Below are 19,826 nucleotides of genomic sequence, written 5' to 3'. Positions count from 1 at the left end.
TTATGTTGCCCATATGCGTGGTGCAGCCGCCGGTTTTCCCAATCCGGTTTCGCGGATGACTTCCCAGGCTTTGCGAAACAGTGCTTTGGCTTCCGACATGCGTCCACCGAGATAGCGACAGACGATCACCCGCTCGAGCTGCGATACCGAAAAGAGATTTTTTCCTGCATCGCCGAGTGCTTCGCGAATGCGCTGAAGTGTGTTTTCATGCGCCGGACCGGCATAAACCATCGTTGCGACGATGGGACTGGCGCAGAATGCAAAGGCCGCATTCATTGCCTGGTCGGCACCTTGAAGGCGAAACTGCTCGAACCAGATCGGCCTTCCGTCCCGAAATATTTCGACCCTCTGGCGAAGCTCGCCCGCATCGAAATTCTCCCGACAGGCGGGCCGTCCGAGACTGACAATGTCCCACCCAAGATAAACTGCGTCTCCGCTCAGGGAGACATGCGTGCTTATGGAAGCCTTCGCGCCATCAAAAACGATTGTTTCCTGCGGGAGATATTCGCATACGCCACCCTCACCCACATTGATCCGCGTGGTCTGGATACTGCGGCCCCGGTCGCTGCGATAGAACTTGGTAGCGCCCGGCGTCGTCAGGACGGCTTTGGAGCCCGGCCCGAGAAAACAGGAAATATCAAGGACATCCTCACCCGCAACACCACCGGGCGGATGAAGAAGATAGACATGTGCGCTTCCGTCTTTCTCGGGATAGAAGGGTTGCTGCACCGCGAGCGGCCCAACGTGGCGACGCCGCATCAGGCGCGTCACTTCATGACTATGCTCGAACCCCAGTTCAAGCTCGGCATGCCAACCCTTGCTCATGAATGCTTGCCACCTCTGCGTTCCCGTAGATTTCGATGCGTTATCGATGTCGAGCAATAAAACGAAGGCAGAATGCAATATTGAGGCAGGATAACCCCACACATCACCGTAGACAAGCTTAATTAGAGACTTGATTGATACGTCCGTCAACTTGATTCAATAGAACACCGCAAAATAACCCATAGTCGAGTTTATATGGATAAAGGGTCATGACGGATGCGAGCGTGTTCATTTTTTGAGCAATCCGCATTTTCGCTGGACAATAGAACGCTCTAACTATTTGTTTCCCCGCATTATCTTCTCTAGCGGATAGCCAATCGGTCAATCACACGTGCAGGCAGGTGAAGAGCCAGCGAGGCCTGCTCGAAAGTACCCTGGCCTGCTGCGAGGAATGTATCGTCCATGCCTGCATATTCGTCCGTGATAAGCCTGCGCAGCAGATGGCCCGAGCCCAGAAACTTGATCAGCGTATTTGAACTTGCAAACAGGCTGTGGCCGCCGCTGTCGACTTCGGAAATATCAAGAACCTGAATATTCTTGTTCTGCAGGAAAGCAATGTCGAAACCACTGCCGACCCGCGGCGCTCCACCGGCCAGCCTCCGGGAGATGTCCAGCGCCCGGTCGCGTCGGGATACGATGATGGTAAAGGGCTGGGGCAGATAATCGATATCGTCAATCTGGCTGCGGAAAAGATCGGGATCGAGATCGGGGGCAGCAAGAAGCACACCCTTGATGCGTTTCAGCACGTCGCGGCGCTTGTCGCCAGACAGCGTTCGCAAGGCTTCCATTACGACCACCGCGCCCATGGAATGGCCGACGATGACGATGCCGTTGGCTTTGGTCTGCGCCGCCAGCGCTAACGTTTCCGCCAATCCCCTGCGCGCGATGATGGCGCTGTCGCGGTCATACAGGTATCGCGTAAACGACGCGGCGGATGCCCACGAAAAATGAACCGGCACCGATGTGACGCCATAGTCGTGAACGATCTGCCCATTGCGAAACAGTCCTTCGGCAAAGTTGTTGTTATAGCCGTGGACGAAAATGAATATTTCGCGTTGCGCGGCGGGGCGGTTCGCCAGACGCCGGTTCAGCTCGGCGACCATTGCGCGCCGGTCCGGCAACGGCACATAGTTTGACGCCATGAAATGTCGGCGGGGATCGGGGTTCACCGATGATGTTTCAACATTTCCCGGACGGTGCATTTCAGGAATATGGACGTCTATGGTCGAGAGTTTCAGCGTTTGGGATCTGTCGCGGGAATAGGCAATAGCTGGATCGTCTATACGCTCCCGAACCGTCGCAACAGCGAAGGGAACCACCGCGCCGGAATGGGTCTCGCCCGCCACATCCCTTCCCAGCCCGGTGACAGCCCTGTTACCGGCGCATCCCGCGGTGGCAAGCAAAACAAGTGCGAGGATGAAAACCTGCTTCAATTCACGCCCTCGCTCGATAGAACCGAATGCGCTCACATGGGTTCGCCCTTCCGCTCTACCTGATTGTCTTTTCGCATTTCTTCCGCGTCGGGCGTTTCCACCTGACTGCAAAATGCTGTCAAGACGGGTCTCGGCAGCGCCATGTTACGAGGTTGCCGGCAACGCTCCTTCCAGCGCTTCCTTCAGGCGTTTTTCCTGCTCAACAGACAAGGATGTTTTCAACACCCTGCCCCGCAGGTCAGGGAAATCCGCCATGACCCTGTCCCACTGAATCTTGCGCAGGAGGACAAACAGGGCCGACGAGTTTTCCGGAATTGTCTCACCAAGCGACACGATGAACTTGTCATCGATCCCGTAGTCGGCGAGCGAACCCGACAAGGCTCCTGCCCCGGCTCCCACCGCCCCGCCAAGAGCCATGCCGGCAAGCGGGTTGAGGAATATAAGCCCGACCAGTCCGCCCCATATCGCACCGGAAAGCAATCCCGACCCTGCGCCCATGGCGAGCATATTGTACTTCTGTTTGAGATGAACCTTGCCTTGTTCGTCACGAACGACGATCACAGCGTCTTCGAGATCGACGAGATATTCCTTTTGAAGCTGGTTGAGCTTCAAAAGCACGGCGTCCGCCTCTCCGACGGTATCAAACCCAATAACGACCAGTTCCGACACAGCAGTGTTCCTTTCTTGATAACCAAAAATGATGACGCCGCAAGGATCAGCGACGCCATCTCACAGGGCGAACATTGGTTATTCTGCCGTCTCTGGCCCGAACCGTGACGTCGTAGGTTCTGCGCTGCCTGTCACCCCGGTAAAGAAAGTGGCTGCCGCGGCAATCCAGGGCGCGAACGTTGCGGAAGCCGCGCATCCTGAGGAGTCTGACGCCATCGGAGCAACGTATTCTGTGACCGTTGTTGATCCGCACGCCTACGGTAGCCGAGCGGCTCTGGCTGAATGCGGGAACAGTCTCGGCAACGGTTGCGACGGAAAAGAAGGCGGTGAATGCAAGAATAGCGGTTAATGAATGCAGTTTCATGTTTCCCTCCAAGTAACAAAGAACCACAAACTCACAAGCCAAACCGCTTCGCCAATGTCTGTCTGGCGGTCCATGCGGACACCACAAGATCAGGCGACACGGTTCGGGAAAAAATGCCATTCAAACAGTCTTTTGGAGCGCCTTTTGATGCAATCGGATCAAGAGGCGCTCCATAACGGATGCACGGTGCCGGAGCGACCGCGCAGCATCCTTGTCCCCTCAAGGGCGGATCCGGAAATCAGTGTTTCATAGCGTTCTGGAGTATTTCCGGTTCCCGCTTTCGGGAGATATGCTCTAGCGGCAGCGTGCTTCAAAAACGCGGCCGTGGCGATCGCGATAACGGCAGTACTGCACACCGTTGCGGGTCTGGGCGACGCCCACCAGCGTGCCTGCTGCTGCACCGATAGCTGCGCCGGTCAGCGCGCCGCGTGTATCGCCACCGATGGCCGCTCCGGCAAGACCGCCAATAGCGGCGCCGCCGAGACCATAGCCGGCTGTTCTTCGTTCATCTGTCGTGCACCCGCTGGCGGTGGCTCCTATTACGGCCATCGTCACGACGCTGTACAGGATCATTCTCATCGAAATATCCTTCCCATTTGGATGATGCGCTTTACCGCAGAATACATAGGCCGCATCTTGAAAGGTCAAGATATGGGACGGGTGCCGGATAGCAATTTCTATCCCACAACTTTCAAAGCTGCTCGCGAGAAAAGCCGAATATTTCCGCAAACCAGCTCGTGGCGGAGTATTGCGCGCAGAAAGTCAGGGCAACGATAGTGATCGGTACGCCGATGAACGCTCCGAAGACGCCCCACAGGGAACCCCATGCGAAAACGGAAAAGAGCGTTGCGAAGGGGGACAGGGAAATCGTCTTTCCCGTCAGCCGGGGCTCGATCACGCTTCCAATGACGGACTGCACGATGTTCAGACCGATAAAGACCATGAGCGCCATCTGCCAGTTGGCAAAATGCGTGAACGCAAAGGCGGTAATCAAGAGGGTGGCGACCAGCGGCCCGAGAAACGGGATGAAATTGAGAATGAACGCTACAAATCCCCACGTTTCGGCAAATGGCAGACCGACCAGCCAGGTCAGGAGCCAGACGAAGGAACCCGTCGCAATGCTCATCAGCGCCCTGAGCACCATGTAGAACCGGATTTTGGCTGCTGCCGACCGGCTGGCGCGCAGAAACGCGGTCGCAGCCGCCTGATCTTTCAACTGCCTGATCCGCGCCCCGAACTCCTCGGTTTCCGCCAGCCCCAACAGTACATAGACCAGCGCCACGATCCAGAAGCTGAACGTATTGTTGAGGCGGCTTCCTATCGTCTGGAGCGTTCGCAAAGTCCAGCTGACGCTGAAATTCTCCGACAACAGGACCGATGCGGCAATCCCATGCCCGTCGAGCCAGGTTCTGAGCTGTTCATAGAGCAACTGGTATCGCACTGCGTCGATCACTATCCGGCGTCCCACCTGCCCGACTGTCCAGGCGATCAGCCATCCAAAACCGAGCAGAAGACAGACGACCAGAAGAAAAGTGATCGCCAATGCAACATAGCGCGGCATGATCAACGAAAGTGCCCGCTGGATCGGCCAGACGAGCATGATGATGAACAGCGCGAAAACGACCGGCGCAAAGACCGCGCTGCCATAATGGAGCATTGCAATCAGCACGCATCCCGCGATCAGGATCAGGGCTGCATTGCCAGCTTTCAGCATAGGACCTCCCTGACCCGAGGACGAAACGAGCTTATGATTTCAGGGTATTCTTGTGAATCTGCCCATCCTTCATGATGATCGCCAGCGTTTCTTCCGGCTTTTCCAGCACATGAATGTCGTCGAGCGGATTCTCGTTCAGCACCAGAAGATCGGCAAAAGCACCGTGCTCTATAAGACCGAGCTTGCCGGGATAGGGATTGCGCAGATTGGAAAGCGCGAGAAGTTCGGCATTGACCGATGTGGCCGCACGAAGCACCTCTGCATTCGAGTACCAACGGCTCAAGTGAGTCAGCATGAAATTCTGGCGCGGGGTCAATTCGGGGGAAAACAGAACGTCGGAACCCCAGGCGGTCTTGATCCCGTATTTACGGATAAATTCATAAATTCGCGGCGTACCTGCGAAAAGCTGCTGAATTCGTTCGGCACCGGGGCCTGTCTGCGATGCAGCATCGTCCATCGTCAGGAAAGGCTGGGTGCTCAACCAGACATTTTTTTCCGCAATCATCCGCGCGGTTTCCTCGTCCATCAGATGCGCGTGTTCAACACAGGAAACACCCGCACGTATGGATCGCTGGACTGTATTCGGCGCATAGGCATGAACCGTGACATAGGTGTTCCAGTCCCTTGCCACATCGACCGCAGCGCGTATCTCGTCTTCGCTGAATGTGGACATATCCAGCGGACTGCGCGGCGAGGACACGCCGCCGCCAGCAACGATCTTGATCTGCGATGCGCCCTGCAACAATTGTTCGCGCACACGAAGTTTCAAGCTGCCTGCATCATCGACTATGGCCGAAGCGCCCATCAACTCGCTGGTGCTGAGCTTGCCGCCATCACGCGGTATTTCCGTGGGCAACCGGAGATCGCCGTGGCCACCGGTCGTCGTTATCATCGCGCCTGCCGGAAAGATACGCGGCCCGCTGATAATGCCGGTATCGATCGCGCGCTTGAACGAGAAAGTCGGCCCGCCCATATCGCGCACCGTCGTGAAGCCGCGCAGAAGCGTTCTTTCCGCCTCCGCCGTCGATGCGGCGAAAATAATACCAAGATCACCTTCCAGCAGAACCGGAAGCGGCACCGCCGCATATATGGCATGCCAGTGCGCATCGATCAGCCCCGGCATCAGCACACGGTCGCCGCAATCGATGACCGTCGCTCCATCGGGCGGAGCGCTGTTCGACATATCGACAGCCGCAATGCGATTGCCTTCGACCAGAACCTGTACCCCAGACTTCAGCGTATCCGCCTTGCCGTCGAAAAGCCTTGCCCGCGTCAGCAAAACCTTCGCTGATTGCGCGACGGAGCGATCCGCAACCATCGTTGCGCCGACTGCCGCTGCCACGCCCGTCAGGAAATGCCTTCGGGACAGCCGATCCAGCCGCCGGGAAACCTGCTGCAATATCGGGTTGGAGCAACCGCAGCCGTTGCCGTGAACAAAATGCTGATACTTCCCACCCATTCTAAACATGGCAGCTCCTGCATGAGGCACCGTTGAAGGCAGCTATTTGATGACCTTGAAATAAAATACGTCGATGAACCTGCCCCTGACGTCGTTTTCGACGCGGCCCCGGATTTCGATTACATTCCTTGTGCTTATTTCTCGTCCGCGCCAGACTTCCCGCTCAATCCGGACCCTCGTTCTTCCGGTGCGGTCCTGAAAAACATACTCGGCTCTTCGGACATTGCTTTTGATCGACCCCGTAAGCTCGACACGGGTGCCGACCGGCGTCCGGGTAATGACGTCTGCCGTTACTGTATTTCGCGGCCTGAAAGAGTCCAGGAACTGGGCATTTGAAACATCAATGGAGCCAAGGGAAACAAGCCCCAACATCAACGCGAATTGAATCATACGCTGCTTTATCGAGGTCATGAATATTCCCTCCTTATAGCAATGATTGAATTTCTTCTTCCGCAACCAAGAAACTCTGATGAAAATTAGCTTTATCGCAGAAATAAACAAGTCTCTTATTTAAAATATCAAGTACCGTTCGCCTTGAGAAAAACCCTGCCAATATCGATAAAAGCGGCAAATTACGGAACTTTCATACTTCTGCCGGGTTCATTGCATGAAGGAGCCCGCCATGGAACAGGTGCACTGGGATGACGCCGTCATCATCGAAATTGCCGACGGCATCACGCAGTCAGTACGAACGGTAGCGGATGCGGAGAACATATTGTTATCCCAATGGAACCGGTTTGAACTGAACAGCCTCGGGGCCGCTATCAAAGCCTGCCTTCTGTGCTCGCACGACATTACCAGTACAGAAGATGCAAGGCTCGCTTTCCAACGGGCAGCTTCAACGTCCGGCATTCTGGTTTGACGCCAGCCCGACGCGGCAGGCCGAGCGCGTCATGGATGTGCCTTCTCAAGGGAAAGCAGCCACTTCAAGGTGCGTCGTTCCGCACTGTTCAGTTCGGGAGCCATCAGCCGGATGGCCGAAGCCGCCTCTACCTCTGATGCCAACCCACCGGCCAGCCAGTGTTCGGGAACGGCGGGATGGATATAGGACTGCCTGCACACCGCCCTCGTATTGCCGAGCCGTTGCGCAACCTTGTCGATTTCACCGTTCAGCGTCCGCTTTTTTCCACTCTCACTGTCAGGCAGCTCAATGCAGCAAAGCGCCTCCAGCGCTGCTGCCGTTGCAGCCCATGTCCGGAAATGCTTGGACGTAAAGTCAGCCTGCATGATCGTTCGCAGGTAGTCGTTGATATCCTGCGAAGTAACCGCACAGCGGTTTCCTGCATCATCGACATATTGAAACAGCTGCTGTCCCGGCAGTTCCTGTATGGAGCGAACAATACGGGCGATCCGCTTGTCGGAAAGTTTCAGGCTCCACATTTTGCCCGACTTCCCGGTGAAGACCAGCCGCAGGCCCGTGCCATCATCGCGCAGATGCCGGTTGCGCAGCGTGGTTGCGCCGAAACTGTTGTTGCTGCGCGCATAGTCGGGATTTCCGACACGCAGCAGCAGCCGGTCCATCAGCCAGATGACGGTGGCGACAACTTTTTCACGACAGAGCGAGCGCCGTCGCATATCGGCATCGACAGCCTTGCGCAGCCGGCTGAGGGCGCGAGCGAAATCCGGCAGGCTCGAGAATTTCGTTTCGTCCTGCATCGCCATCCATGACGGATGATAACGATACTGCTTTCTTCCGCGCGCATCGCGGCCCGTGGCCTGAATATGTCCACGTTCATCGCAGCATATCCAGACATCGGTCCATGCCGGCGGAATGGCAAGCCGGACGATCCTGTCCCGATCCGCATCGGTGATCGTCTTTCTGTCAAAGCGGACGTATCGAAACCCCGTCCCGCAACGCAGGCGTTTGATACCCGGCGCGGCGTCGCTGATATGAAGCAACCCGTTCCGAGCGACCTCCGTTTCAACTCGCGGCATGGTGGGAGATTTTTCAAGCAATGGGAAACCCCGATCTTATTCTTCCAGCCGGATAACCACGATGAACCTCGACTGGTTCCCGGCTTGTACAAATCCGGTCCGGAACCATCTGGCCGCCAGCCGGTTATCCTGTTCTCCGGAGGATCAGATCGTGCCCCACAGTTTCTGGAAAGGTTATCTCAAACTTTCGCTCGTCACCTGTGCGGTGGAACTGACGCCTGCGACCAGCGAAAGCGAGAAAGTGCGCTTTCACACCCTCAATGCCGAGACCGGGAACCGGGTGATAAGCCGATATGTGGATTCGGTCACGCACAAGCCCGTGCGCGACGACGACGAGGTCAGGGGGTTCGAGAAGGACGATGGCAGCTATATCGTCCTTGAGGAGGATGAGCTTGAGGCCGTGGCGCTAGAGAGCACCAGAACGATCGACATCGACAAGTTCGTGCCGCGCGACAGCATCGGCTGGATCTGGTACGACAAGCCGCATTATCTCGCTCCTTCCGACAAGGTGGGCCAGGAAGCCTTTTCGGTCATTCGGGAGGCGATGGAAAAAAGCTCGGTCTCCGGTCTCGCCCGCCTCGTCATGTACCGGCGTGAGAGAGCCGTGCTGCTCGAACCGCGGGGTCCGGGAATTGTCCTGTGGACATTGCGTTTCGGCGATGAAGTGCGCAATGCCGACGACTATTTTTCAGCGATTGAGGAAGGCAAACTGGACACGAAGCTGCTTTCGATGGTCCGCAAGCTCATCAAGGACAAGACGGAAGACTGGAACCCGGACTTCCTTCAGGACCCTGTACAGAAAAACCTTCAGTCCATGATCACTGCCAAAAAGAAGAAGAAACCGGCAACAAGTCCGAAATCCCGGAAGACGGAACCGGCAAGCGGGGGGAATGTGATCAATATCATGGACGCGTTGCGCAAGAGTCTCGCCAAGGAAGGCAAGAAGTCGTAGGCAAAAAATCATAGGGCGGACGCGTTTCAGCTGTTAGTCGTCACCCGCCTTGCTTCTTCATTTTCGGCAGCGGCGTTTCGGCACTGCGAAAATCCTGCCAGGGATCGCTTTTCAGCGCAGCCAACCGGGTTGGCGTGTTGAGAATGGTAAAATGCGCAGGGCCTATGGCCGGAGTGACTTCCTCCCAGGCGAGCGGCATGGAAACTCCGGCACCGGGGCGCGCGCGGGGAGAATAAGGGGCTACGGCCGTCATACCGCGCTGATTGCGCAGATAATCGATAAGAATCTTGCCTTTGCGCTTGGCCTTGGAAATCGTGGATACATAACGATCCGGGCTGTCCGCAGCCATCTGGTCGGCGATGGCCTTGGTAAAGCCTTTCAGCGTGTCCCAGTCAGCTTTCGGCTTCAGCGGCACCACCACATGCAGACCCTTCCCGCCGGAAGTTTTGACAAAGGTCGTCAATCCCAGTTTTTCCAGACGTTCCCGGGTCTCGGTAGCGGCTTCAATCACGCGCGGCCAGGATACCCCTTCGCCCGGATCGAGATCCATCGTCAGCGTATCGGGCAGCTCCCAGTTCTTGAGCGTTGAACCCCAAGGGTGAATTTCCAGTGTCCCCGCTTGTACCAGACCGATCAGCCCATTGAAGTCCCGGATGCTGATATAGGGTTCCTCGTCCTTGTCCTTCGGGTCCTGAACTTCGACAATATACTCGTTCAACCCTTTCCATGCATGTTTCTGAAAGAAGAATTCTCCCTCGATACCGGTCGGACAGCGCAGCAACGCCAAAGGGCGATTGACGATGAAAGGCTCAATGCGAGGCCAGACCTCGGCATAATAATCGGCGAGCCCCTGTTTGGTGACGCCTTCGCCCGGCCAGTAGACCCGGTCGGGATGAGTAAGCTTCACATCGATCTTCTGGGTATCCTTGTCGGAAACACGAGCTGGCACGTTTTGCTCCTCCCATCTGACATCGCTGGCGGCCTTATCCTCGCGCAGCCCCCTGAAGGAAGCGTGGCGCAATCGCTTGTCGGCGGTCCAGGCGCGAAACTCGATCTCGGCCACCAGCTGCGGCTTGACGAACTTCGCGCCGCGCCTTTCATCTGCTGTCAACGGCACTGCGAAAGGGCTTTCGTCCAACCGCATGGCATACAGTCGTTTGTAGAGTTCCTTGGCGACCTTGACCGAAAAGCCCGTTCCAACCCGCCCCACCGGAACCAGCCCCTTTTTATCCTGGACGCCCAGGAGCAGCGAGCCAATCGCCCCTCTTGTTGCCGTTGAAGGAACATAGCCCGCAATTACAAATTCCTGCCGTCCAATGCATTTGGACTTGCGCCAGTCGTTGCTGCGTCCGCTTCTGTAGGCTGCATCCTTGAGCTTCGACACAATCCCCTCGAGACCAAGTCCGCACGCGTTCTCCCATACCGCCGCACCGTCAGCATCAAAGGCCTCGCTGAAACGCAGAGTGGACGACGCTTTGGAAAGCAGTTTTTCGAGCAGCTTTTTGCGCTCAACCAGCGGTGTCTGGCGTAGGTCGTTGCCGTCCACATGAAGAAGATCAAAGAGATAGTAGGTGAAACGATCTGACCGCCCCTCGCTCAAATCTTCCTGCAGGGCAGAAAAATCGGACAGTCCCGACTGATTTTCGACAACTATCTCGCCATCGAAAATGGCTTCGTCCACGCCTGTTCCTACAAGATCGGCGACGATCTGCTGACCGAATTTTTCGGTCCAATCCAGCCCGCCGCGCGAATAAAGCTTGACCTCGCCCTGCGCAACATGGGCCTGGACACGATAGCCGTCGAACTTTATCTCGTGGAGCCAGCGGTCTCCTTCAGGTGCAGCCGGTACGAGCGTAGCGAGTTCGGGTTCGATAAAATCCGGCATTGCTCGCTTCTGGCTGTTCGTGGGACGTGAGGCCGCAGGTTTCTTTGCGGGGGCTGGTTTCTTCTTGATGCGACCGGTTTTCGATGACCACCCCGGCTCTTCATCCTCAACATCGGCGATTACGCGACCGGTTTTTACCGATTCAGGCTTTTCCTCGAGAATGTCAGGCTCATCGGGTTCGCGGGCGAACTCATCCTCTCCCTTGATGAGAAGCCAGTTCTCCCGCTTCTCGCCCGGCTTTCCGTGCATGCGGACCAGATGCCATCGCCCTTTAAGTTTTTCTCCGGTGAGTTCAAACTCCAGATGCCCTTTCTTGTATTGCTTATGTGCATCGCCGGTGGATTTCCAACGCCCCGTATCCCAGACGATTACCGTGCCGCCGCCATATTCGCCCTTGGGTATCGTGCCTTCGAAGCCCGCATATTCGAGAGGATGATCCTCGACATGCACCGCGAGGCGCTTTTCGCCGGGAACGAGGCTTGGACCCCGCGTCACGGCCCAGCTTTTCAGGACGCCGTCCATTTCGAGGCGAAAGTCATAATGCAGCCTGCGCGCATCATGTTTCTGCACGACGAAGAGATCACCTTTCGCCCGTGCAGACTTGCCCCTCGGCTCGTTGGTCAGGGTGAAATCGCGTTTCTTGCGGTAGGTTTCGAGTGGCTGTCCCATGATCACCCTGCCCTCTTGCGAGACTTCACGCCAGATTCAGTTCGCGACTTCGGCTTGCCTTTTTTTGCTTTGGCTGGCGTTCGCCCGCCCCCGTCGAGGCCCGCGCTCTTGCGAAGAGCCTCCTTCAGATCGATAACGTCTGCGGTCTTCGGCGCAGCCGGTTTCCTGAGCGGCTTGCCTTCAATCTTTGCCTTGATCAAATCTGCCAGAGCGGCATCGTAACGGTCGTCGAAGCTTGCAGGGTCAAAGCTACCCATCTTGGTATCGATGATGTGTTTCGCCAGATCGAGCATTTCCCGATCGAACTTGAAGGAGCCAAGATCAGCGAATGCCTCCGCCGCAGCGCGTACCTCGTACTGGAAATTGAGCGTAGTGGCGATCAAGCCCTGATTGTCGGGACGGATGAGAATCTGTCGCGCGCGGCGAAAAAGGACAGCCTCTGCAATCGCCGCCACCTTTTCAGCTTTCATGCCCTCACGCACGAGCGTGAAACTTTCGTCATCTCCCGCAGGTGCCAGATAATATGGCCGGTCAAGATAAACATCGTCGATCTCGTCGCATTTGACGAAACGGGTGACATTGAGTGTCTTGTTGCTTTCGGGAATGGCCGAGGCGATTTCCTCTTCGTCGAAACTCAAATAGGAGCCGGACGAAACCTCGTAACCCTTGACCTGGTTATCGCGCGACACAGGCTTGCCCGTGTCGCTGTCCACGAACTCCCGGCTGAGCCGGTTTCCGGTCTTGCGATTGATAAGATGAAACGAAACGCGCTCTGAAGTCGATGCTGCCGTGTACAGTGCGACAGGGCACAAAAGCTGCTCGATCTTCAGTTGGCCTTTCCAATTTGCACGGGGTGCCATCGATTGTCTAGCTTCCCTCACGCGCCATCTTCATGCCGGGTCGTTCCCCCGGTACGCTTGAGATAGTGCGCATAGGCGAACCCGCCTGCGAGAAGTGCTGGCAGTCCGATCAAGACGATCCAAAACAAGAATCCACCCAATTTGCCCTCCTGCGCTCTCGGCTGGCGATGCCGGTCACGGCATCTGATTGCTAGGGAGGACAACTCATGAACGGCACGAATTGTTCCGACACCCTTCGCGGGCTCGGTCACTTCGCTCACCAAGGGCGGTCGCCGTGGTGAAGCGCGATGAGTTCAACTCACAGGGGCCTTGGGGCTTCTGTTTCCGTTGCCAGCTTTTCAATCCTATTATCGATATCGGCGTCGTCGTATGAGAAGCCGCTTTCCGTGGATGAGCAACCATATGTCCGCCTGGAAGCCTGAAACTCTCGCAAAGCGCGCTCCTTTTCACCGAGAGCTTCCAAGGTCGCTCCGCGCAAAGCCCTTATCTGACGGCATAAATTATACCGGTCAGTGGCACCGTCGAGGTAATACAGCGCCTGCTGCGGCAAACCCTTCTGCAGGCTATCATAGGCAAGATAGCTGTTGGCGAAACTTCTCAACTCAGCGCCCCAATATCCTTCCTCAGCGATTGCCAGTGCGTAATGCGCCGCTGTTCTGGCTTCGTCTGAGTTTCTTTCAGCGCTGAGATTTGAAATCTGCGCTTGGAGCCCGTCACGAGTTGTAGCACTAAGGGCAGCAGGCGCATAAGGCACGCGGCATGACGGGATATCAAACATCCGGTTCGAAGCACGGGCCCAATATCGCGACCTTTCTTGCTCATTAACGTTTTGAGCGGTCTCCAGGACCTCTGATATCCTCGTCCGAGCAACGTTACGGTCATCGGGTGCAACTGTATTCAGGCAACGAACAGCGTATTTCAGAAAGCCTTCCCAACCGACGACCTCTTCACTCCAGACAGGAAGTGGCTCATTAAATACAGCCAGACGCGGCGCATCGTCGGAGCGATCTGGTCTGCCCCCTGAAAAGTGATCCTTCATGAAGTATGGCTTATGAGCCGTAGAAGGACATTGAAATGGCAGCGAAAAGACATAAGGCAGAAGAGATTGTCACGAAGCTTCGTCAGGTTGACGTGCTGAATGCGCAAGGAAAATCGATGGCGGAAGCGATCCGGTCGATAGGTGTTACAGAAGTTACATATTACCGATGGCGTTCCGAATACGGTGGATTGAAGGGCGATCAGGTAAAGCGGCTAAAGGAACTGGAGGCAGAGAATGCCCGGCTGAGGCGGGCTGTTTCTGATCTCACGCTGGATAAGATGATCCTTGCCGAGGCCGCCAAGGGAAACTTCTGAGCCCCGCCCGTCGCCGCGCTTGCGTGGACCATGTGATCGATGAACTGAAGGTGTCCGAGAGACGGGCGTGCCGAGTCTTGGGTCAGCATCGTTCCACGCAGCGCAAGATCGCCAAGACCCCGGATGATGAAGCATCATTGACTGCGGACATCACAGCGCTCGCCCTCCAATATGGTCGCTATGGCTATCGTCGCATCACGGCGATGCTGCACCAGGCTGGCTGGATCGTGAACGTCAAGCGGGTTGAGCGCATCTGGCGACGGGAGGGGCTGAAAGTGCCGCACAAGCAACCGAAACGCAGCCGTTTGTGGCTGAACGACAGCTCGTGCATTCGGCTTCGACCGGAATACCCAAATCATGTCTGGTCCTACGACTTTGTCGAGGACCGGACGCACAACGGCAGGAAAATCCGCATGCTCAACGTGATTGATGAGTTCACGCGGGAATGCATCGCCATCAGGGTCGAGAGAAAGCTGAAGGCAGTCGATGTTATCGACGTGCTTTCCGACCTCTTCATCTTGCGCGGCATCCCCACCCATATTCGTTCGGACAATGGCCCGGAGTTCATCGCCAAAGCACTCCGGGAGTGGATCGCAGCAGTCGGTGCCAAAACCGCCTACATCATGCCGGGCAGTCCATGGGAAAACGGCTATTGCGAGAGCTTCAACTCGAAACTCCGTGACGAACTGCTCAACGGCGAAATCTTCTACACGCTCAAGGAAGCGAAGATCATCATCGAAAACTGGAGACAGCATTACAACACAGTGCGGCCACATTCATCACTGGGCTACAAACCACCGGCACCCGAAGCAGCCGTCTGGCCTCCACAAAATGGGCCAGCGTCAACACCAGCAGTGGCAAGCAGACCGATCATGCACTAACATTCCAAACGGATCACCTCGTGGGGGCAGGCCAGTCGGCAGGCTTGCCCATTCCAGAGCCAGATTGTTGATGAGCGTGTCTTCCTTCAGACGGCCTGCGAGGTACTTGTCGATCCCGCGAACGCCTAGAAGGTAACAGGCGCAACGGTCCTGCAACGCCTCATTGAACAGAAGATTGTTCGACAGTTGCAGGGTGCGCTTGATTGTCCGAAGCGTGGTGCGAACGATTTGATATCGACCGAGCGCCGAGCTATTCAGCTTGTTCTTCGGGTGCGCCAGCATCTTGCCTTGCAGATCGTCAATCTCTTTCAGGCTCATTTTCACCAGATCAACATCGCCGCCGGTATATGCGCCATAGCCGAGCGTTTCGTTGTACCCGTCGCCCTTGTCCGTCCCCTCGGTGAACCCGATCAGATCAAGCAGCGGGCGGTAGACGTAATGTGAGCGTCCGGCGAACGCATTTCCGGGTGTGGAGAGATGGGTGCTATAGGCCGCGTTTCATCTCATTGACCATGATGCGGTCGGTTATTTCAGGATCGCATTGTGTCTCGACGAGGAACTCGCGGATACCGCCGTCCCACGTCCTGATGTCGGCAAGTAGGCTTTGAAGCTCTTCGATGCCGTTCGGGGTCAGACCCTCCGTGCCATCCTCACTGCCATCACTGACGTAAACCAGTTCGCCTTCGGAGATGTTGTCGAAGTTTGCGGTGATTTCCTCGATCAGTTCGAGGTTCTCGCTGATCATGCTGGCGACTTGGCTGAGTGTGTAGACAAACCTTGAGCGAGCCATCAGACAGCCTCGTGTCGAACTTTTGCCGACGCCCAGTTCCAGGGCAGCAGGTCTTCAAGTCGATCCTTGGGGTGATCCTGGAACCGGGTCAGGACGTCTGTCAGGTAGACCTCCGGATTATGGCCGTGCAGTTTGACCGTCTCGATGATGGTCAGAATGTTGGCGATGCGCTCACCGCCCTTATCCGAGCCGGCAAACAGCCAGTTCTTCCGGCCAATTCCAAGCGGTCTCATGGCTCTTTCGGCGATGTTGTTGTCGATTTCGACCCGGCCATCGTCGATGTAGACGCTCAAGGCTGCCCATCGCGACAGGGCGTATCGCATCGCCTCGGCAAGCTTCTGCTTCTGCGGCAAAGTTGAGAGTGTCGCCTCGATCCAGGCCTTGAGTTCGTCCAGAACAGGTCTCGCGTGGTGTTGGCGCAGGGCAAGACGCTCATCAGCCGACATGCCGCGGATCCGGTTCTCGATATCGTAGAGTGCTCCAATGCGTGACAGCGCTTCCTCCGCGATCGGTGACGGCTTCAGCTTGATCACATCATGGAACTTGCGGCGCACATGCGCCATGCAGGCAGCCTCAACGATCTGGTTGCCGTAGAGTTTTTTGTAGCCCCCATAGCCGTCGGCATGCATGACGCCGCTGAAGCTTGCCAGGTGGTCAGCCGGATGCGCCCCCTTGCGGTCAGGGCTATAGTAATAGGCGATGGCTGCGGGAATGGCGGATTGATAGCCACTGCCGTCGAAGACGTAGACCCAGACCCTGCCGGTTTTTGTCTTGCCCCGTCCGGGGTCGAGAACATCGACCGGAGTATCGTCCGTATGTATTCGGTCAAGCGCGGCGATGTGGGCCCTGATCAACAAGATGATGGGTGTCAGCAAAGCGGATACGCGGCCGACCCAGTCGGCCATCACGGAGCGCGATATGTCTATTCGCAGCCGATCATACATCTCTGAGAGACGGTAAAGCGGAATGTGATCATCGAACTTGGAGACCATGATATGGGCGAGCAGTCCCGGCCCGGGTTTGCCGCGCTCGATCGGCAAGGTCGGCATCTCGCCAGCTACCGTCGTATCGCATTCCCGGCAAATCATGCGCTTTTCCACGTGCCGGACAATTTTGACCGATGCCGGCACGTGTTCCAGCACCTGAACCACCCTGTCGGGCGCCTTCAGGAACGAGGTGCCACCGCAGGTCGGGCAATTACAGGGAGCCGCATAGATCAGTTCTTCGGTGGCGAGACCATCGGGCAATGGTTTGCGCTTCGGCTTGTCCGGCGCGTCGTCCAAATCCGGCAAGGGTGTTTTCCCGGCGCGCAGTTCAGCCTCGGCACGGGAAGCCTCAATCTCCTCCAGCATCAGTTCGAACTGCTCTATCTTCCGGTCGATCTTTTCCGAAGAGGCGCCATGCTGCCGATGTCGGAGAAGCTCCAGTTGCGCGCGAAGAAGCGCTATGATGGAGTCTCGCTTGATGACCTCGGCTTCCTGGCTCTCAAGCTTTGCCGCCTGTTCGGCGACCAGTGCGCGCAAAGCAGTGAGTTCGTCCTGACTGTCCAGCGGCGCTGTTTCCATATCCGCAAATCTAGCCGATTTGCCTCTGACGCGCCAGCGTTAAGCCTCGGATGCCCTTGCAAAATATAGCTTTTATCCCATTCGGCCAGGAGCGGACGTCCATGCCGGGCGGCGCCAATCAATCCCCTCGACGAGCATGGAAAGCTGCGCCTGCGTCAGGTGCGCGACACCTTCTTTCGCTGTCGGCCAGGGAAAGTATCCACGCTCCAAAATCTTGTAGAACAGGCAGAACCCCTGGCCGTCCCACCAGAGAAGCTTGATCCGGTCAGCGCGCTTTCCGCGGAAGCCGAAGATCGCGCCCGAGCCCGGCGCCTCCTTCACCACCGTCTCGACCAGCGCGGACAGACCATCAATGCCACGCCGCATATCGGTCACTCCGCAGGCCAGATAGACCCTTACATTGCCCGATGGCCCGATCATGCCGCCTCCACGCAAGCGACCAGCGGACCGAGCAGCTTCAACTCAACCTCAGCAGGAACCTTCAGGCACCGACCGTTCCGCAGCAATATCTCAACGATCGCCGGCCTCGCTACGGTGGTAGACGCCTGACTTACGCCAGCCTCCTCCATGATTTCCACTGGAAGGAACACCGTCGGTCGATCAACATAGTTGAACGACTTCCGCCACAAGCGGATCTGGCCTGGATGAATGTCGTGCCGACGCGCCACATCGCCAATGCGAGCACCGGGTTCATCAGCTTGCGCCAGTATCCTCAGCTTCGCCTCGTCCGACCAGCGCCGCCTGCGCTCGGTACCGGACATGATCTCCATGCGAGCCATGAAACCTCTTTGTTCTGGTATTAATGTCAGCACTAATGCTGGTTCGAATGCCAGAACATCGCCCGATTTGCCCAATCAGCAAAAATAGCTCACCGGACGCTCACGACGTAATACAGGTCTGGCGTTGAGACATGCGGCATCGCTTTGGCAAAGGTTCCCTTGGCCATTTGGTGGTTTCCTTATTTTGTGAGATAATTGGTGTGCGCTGCTGAAGTTACCCTCTCCTTACAGCGCAACCTCGGATGCGACCTTCCCCGCGCCGAGGTTTTTTTTGGCATTAAAAAACCGCCTCAAGGGCGGTTAAATTTCACCTCAATTGATTGAAGATAGTAGCGGGACAAGGACTGAGTATTCTCGCCGCGCTTTATCGGCATACATTGCCTCACTGGGATGGACGCAATCTGCTAGCTGGTTTTGCCAATCTTTTTCTTTCTGAGTAGCATAGAAGTGATCGACCAAAGAAACCTGTTCAGAAGTGGCGACATTTTTAATGCGCTCAACATAGTACGGCAGAACTGAAAGACGTGGTTCCTTGCAAACTGGGTTGGGCGTCAATAGCACCACAGTCTTGCCATGCACTTGAGCCGTCTTCACCAATGTTCTCAAGATGTATTCGAACTCTTTTGGCCCTTCTGACACCATTCCCGGTGTTGGAACTTGGTTGAAATACGCATCATTCAATGAAAAGTTTATCATAACCACCGACGCATCCGATTGAGACATTTCCACATCCCAAGCTTCATTCCGCCCGTCTACGCCCAACAGAATTTGCGATGCTTGTGTCCCGCCAACACCTTTGTTGTAAACAACGGCATTTGGATCAATATCTCGCCGGATCATTTCCTGCAAAAGAGCCGGTACGTTCTTTCTGGTTAGGAAAGCACCACCATCAGTGGAAACCCAGCCTTCTGTAGTGCTATCTCCGTACACCGCAATTTTCAGACCACTCTCTGCCCATGAGTTCGCTGTGCTAATTGCCAACATTAATATTGTGACAAAAATTCTGAACAATCCGGACCTCTTCGATTACCTCAGAATGTTATAGTTTTTGTCTTATAATCTCTGCAACAGTTGAGAACTCTCTTTTCGCTTTTGCTATGTACATTTCATCGCCCGGGTGTACGCCATCGCTTAAACCAGCTTCCCATTTATCTAGAGAAGTGATCACTGCGAAGTGTTTCACAATCCTAACGCCTTCTAGAACGGCAGCATTATTGAGTGCTTCGACATAGTATGGCAACACAGCTTGTCGCGGTGGTTTGCTGACTGGGTTCGGCTCAAGAAGAACAGTCTGCTTTCCTTGATCCCTTGCAATGGAAACCATTTCTCGAATGATCTGTTGATATCGAGAAGGCGTCTCTCGTTCATACCCTGTGGTTGGGACCTCATGATAATATGCATCATTCAGACAGAAATTGACGAGAATGACTGATGCCGGTGTCTCTATCATCTCTTGAGACCAAGTCTTATTCCGTCCATCTGTACCATTCAGGATTTGCGAAGCCTGTGTGCTTCCGACACCTTTATTTATTACGACTGCAGAAGAACTAAATTCCTGCCTCATGTACGACTGGTAATCCCCCCGTTTTTAACGGGGCTCGTCAGTAGAATTCACGCGGCCATTTTCAGTTTCTGTGCGGGCGTTACGCCGCCGATGCCCATATTGGGACGTTCGTTGTTGTAGGTCCATAGC

Annotated in this window: 22 protein-coding genes; 3 read left to right on the top strand and 19 right to left on the bottom strand. The window is 55.9% G+C overall.

All coding sequences use genetic code 11. From position 1 onward, the window contains the following. The 7 genes from ACS5UA_RS10785 to ACS5UA_RS10755 all read right to left on the bottom strand — a co-directional run bounded on the left by ACS5UA_RS10785 (position 1) and on the right by ACS5UA_RS10755 (position 6,875). Positions 1-825, bottom strand: a complete 825-nt coding sequence (locus tag ACS5UA_RS10785) for an urease accessory protein UreD (protein ID WP_112702333.1) — start codon at positions 823-825, stop codon at positions 1-3. Between the two features lie 302 nt (positions 826-1,127). Beyond that, complete coding sequence (locus ACS5UA_RS10780; RefSeq protein ID WP_353390541.1) at positions 1,128-2,294, bottom strand: alpha/beta hydrolase; 1,167 nt, start codon at positions 2,292-2,294, stop codon at positions 1,128-1,130. Positions 2,295-2,402: 108 nt separating this feature from the next. Then, positions 2,403-2,927 carry a DUF1269 domain-containing protein gene (locus tag ACS5UA_RS10775; protein WP_006466545.1) on the bottom strand — a complete coding sequence of 175 codons (525 nt, stop codon included), beginning with the start codon at positions 2,925-2,927 and terminating at the stop codon, positions 2,403-2,405. A gap of 658 nt (positions 2,928-3,585) precedes the next feature. Next, entirely contained in the window at positions 3,586-3,870 is a 285-nt protein-coding gene (locus ACS5UA_RS10770; RefSeq protein ID WP_006472829.1) for a glycine zipper 2TM domain-containing protein, read from the bottom strand. Between the two features lie 112 nt (positions 3,871-3,982). Next, positions 3,983-5,005, bottom strand: a complete 1,023-nt coding sequence (locus tag ACS5UA_RS10765) for an AI-2E family transporter (RefSeq protein ID WP_006466543.1) — start codon at positions 5,003-5,005, stop codon at positions 3,983-3,985. Positions 5,006-5,036: 31 nt separating this feature from the next. Then, positions 5,037-6,473, bottom strand: coding sequence for a metal-dependent hydrolase family protein (locus ACS5UA_RS10760; protein ID WP_025091391.1), 1,437 nt, complete (start codon positions 6,471-6,473; stop codon positions 5,037-5,039). 33 nt (positions 6,474-6,506) lie between these two features. Continuing rightward, positions 6,507-6,875, bottom strand: a complete 369-nt coding sequence (locus tag ACS5UA_RS10755; protein WP_443101309.1) for a NirD/YgiW/YdeI family stress tolerance protein — start codon at positions 6,873-6,875, stop codon at positions 6,507-6,509. A gap of 211 nt (positions 6,876-7,086) precedes the next feature. Between ACS5UA_RS10755 and ACS5UA_RS10750 the strand changes: the two genes are divergently transcribed. After that, positions 7,087-7,326, top strand: a complete 240-nt coding sequence (locus ACS5UA_RS10750) for a DUF982 domain-containing protein (RefSeq protein WP_006472826.1) — start codon at positions 7,087-7,089, stop codon at positions 7,324-7,326. A 29-nt stretch (positions 7,327-7,355) separates the two neighbouring features. Here ACS5UA_RS10750 and ACS5UA_RS10745 read toward each other — a convergent pair whose 3' ends face one another. Then, positions 7,356-8,363, bottom strand: a complete 1,008-nt coding sequence (locus ACS5UA_RS10745) for a DNA topoisomerase IB (protein ID WP_235691657.1) — start codon at positions 8,361-8,363, stop codon at positions 7,356-7,358. A 187-nt stretch (positions 8,364-8,550) separates the two neighbouring features. Between ACS5UA_RS10745 and ku (ACS5UA_RS10740) the strand changes: the two genes are divergently transcribed. Further along, on the top strand, positions 8,551-9,351 hold the full coding sequence (gene ku, locus ACS5UA_RS10740) for a non-homologous end joining protein Ku (RefSeq protein ID WP_353390545.1): 801 nt from the start codon (positions 8,551-8,553) through the stop codon (positions 9,349-9,351). Positions 9,352-9,391: 40 nt separating this feature from the next. On the opposite strand, the gene ligD is transcribed toward ku (ACS5UA_RS10740), so the two are convergent. From ligD to ACS5UA_RS10720, 4 genes are all read right to left on the bottom strand, one after another. Next, positions 9,392-11,905: a DNA ligase D gene (gene ligD, locus ACS5UA_RS10735; RefSeq protein ID WP_443101308.1), complete on the bottom strand. Its 2,514-nt coding sequence runs from the start codon at positions 11,903-11,905 to the stop codon at positions 9,392-9,394. Positions 11,906-11,907: 2 nt separating this feature from the next. Continuing rightward, entirely contained in the window at positions 11,908-12,765 is an 858-nt protein-coding gene (ku, locus tag ACS5UA_RS10730) for a non-homologous end joining protein Ku (protein WP_100651285.1), read from the bottom strand. A gap of 17 nt (positions 12,766-12,782) precedes the next feature. Beyond that, on the bottom strand, positions 12,783-12,905 hold the full coding sequence (locus ACS5UA_RS10725; protein ID WP_021584956.1) for a hypothetical protein: 123 nt from the start codon (positions 12,903-12,905) through the stop codon (positions 12,783-12,785). 158 nt (positions 12,906-13,063) lie between these two features. Then, positions 13,064-13,804, bottom strand: coding sequence for a hypothetical protein (locus tag ACS5UA_RS10720; protein WP_113465007.1), 741 nt, complete (start codon positions 13,802-13,804; stop codon positions 13,064-13,066). Between the two features lie 35 nt (positions 13,805-13,839). Here ACS5UA_RS10720 and ACS5UA_RS10715 point away from each other — a divergent pair. Then, a protein-coding gene (locus tag ACS5UA_RS10715) for an IS3 family transposase (protein WP_196107997.1) occupies positions 13,840-14,999 on the top strand; the annotation gives its coding sequence in 2 pieces (ribosomal slippage) (positions 13,840-14,104 and positions 14,104-14,999; 1,161 coding nt in all). On the opposite strand, the gene ACS5UA_RS10710 is transcribed toward ACS5UA_RS10715, so the two are convergent. The 7 genes from ACS5UA_RS10710 to ACS5UA_RS10680 form a co-directional block, all read right to left on the bottom strand. Continuing rightward, on the bottom strand, positions 14,961-15,317 hold the full coding sequence (locus ACS5UA_RS10710; protein WP_443101307.1) for a hypothetical protein: 357 nt from the start codon (positions 15,315-15,317) through the stop codon (positions 14,961-14,963). The two genes, ACS5UA_RS10715 and ACS5UA_RS10710, sit on opposite strands and share 39 nt — an antisense overlap. Positions 15,318-15,483: 166 nt before the next feature. Then, the gene (locus ACS5UA_RS10705; RefSeq protein ID WP_443101306.1) at positions 15,484-15,789 is read right to left on the bottom strand and encodes a hypothetical protein; all 306 of its coding nucleotides are present in this window, start codon (positions 15,787-15,789) and stop codon (positions 15,484-15,486) included. Then, positions 15,789-17,354: an IS66 family transposase gene (gene tnpC / locus ACS5UA_RS10700; protein ID WP_176588539.1), complete on the bottom strand. Its 1,566-nt coding sequence runs from the start codon at positions 17,352-17,354 to the stop codon at positions 15,789-15,791. Before tnpC ends, ACS5UA_RS10705 begins: the two co-directional genes overlap by 1 nt. Positions 17,355-17,426: 72 nt before the next feature. After that, on the bottom strand, positions 17,427-17,774 hold the full coding sequence (gene tnpB / locus ACS5UA_RS10695) for an IS66 family insertion sequence element accessory protein TnpB (protein WP_094513857.1): 348 nt from the start codon (positions 17,772-17,774) through the stop codon (positions 17,427-17,429). Then, positions 17,771-18,133, bottom strand: coding sequence for an IS66-like element accessory protein TnpA (tnpA, locus tag ACS5UA_RS10690; protein WP_143851071.1), 363 nt, complete (start codon positions 18,131-18,133; stop codon positions 17,771-17,773). Before tnpA ends, tnpB begins: the two co-directional genes overlap by 4 nt. A 312-nt stretch (positions 18,134-18,445) precedes the next feature. Continuing rightward, complete coding sequence (locus tag ACS5UA_RS10685) at positions 18,446-19,144, bottom strand: SGNH/GDSL hydrolase family protein (RefSeq protein WP_112702595.1); 699 nt, start codon at positions 19,142-19,144, stop codon at positions 18,446-18,448. A 28-nt stretch (positions 19,145-19,172) separates the two neighbouring features. After that, positions 19,173-19,697 carry an SGNH/GDSL hydrolase family protein gene (locus ACS5UA_RS10680; protein ID WP_443101305.1) on the bottom strand — a complete coding sequence of 175 codons (525 nt, stop codon included), beginning with the start codon at positions 19,695-19,697 and terminating at the stop codon, positions 19,173-19,175. Positions 19,698-19,826 lie beyond the last annotated feature (129 nt).

Origin of the sequence: Brucella sp. RRSP16, assembly GCF_052246815.1 — a bacterium.
Classification (GTDB): Bacteria; Pseudomonadota; Alphaproteobacteria; order Rhizobiales; family Rhizobiaceae; genus Brucella; species Brucella intermedia.
The sequence above is the reverse complement of the archived record's forward strand: the minus strand, read 5'-3'. Positions and strand labels throughout refer to the sequence as shown.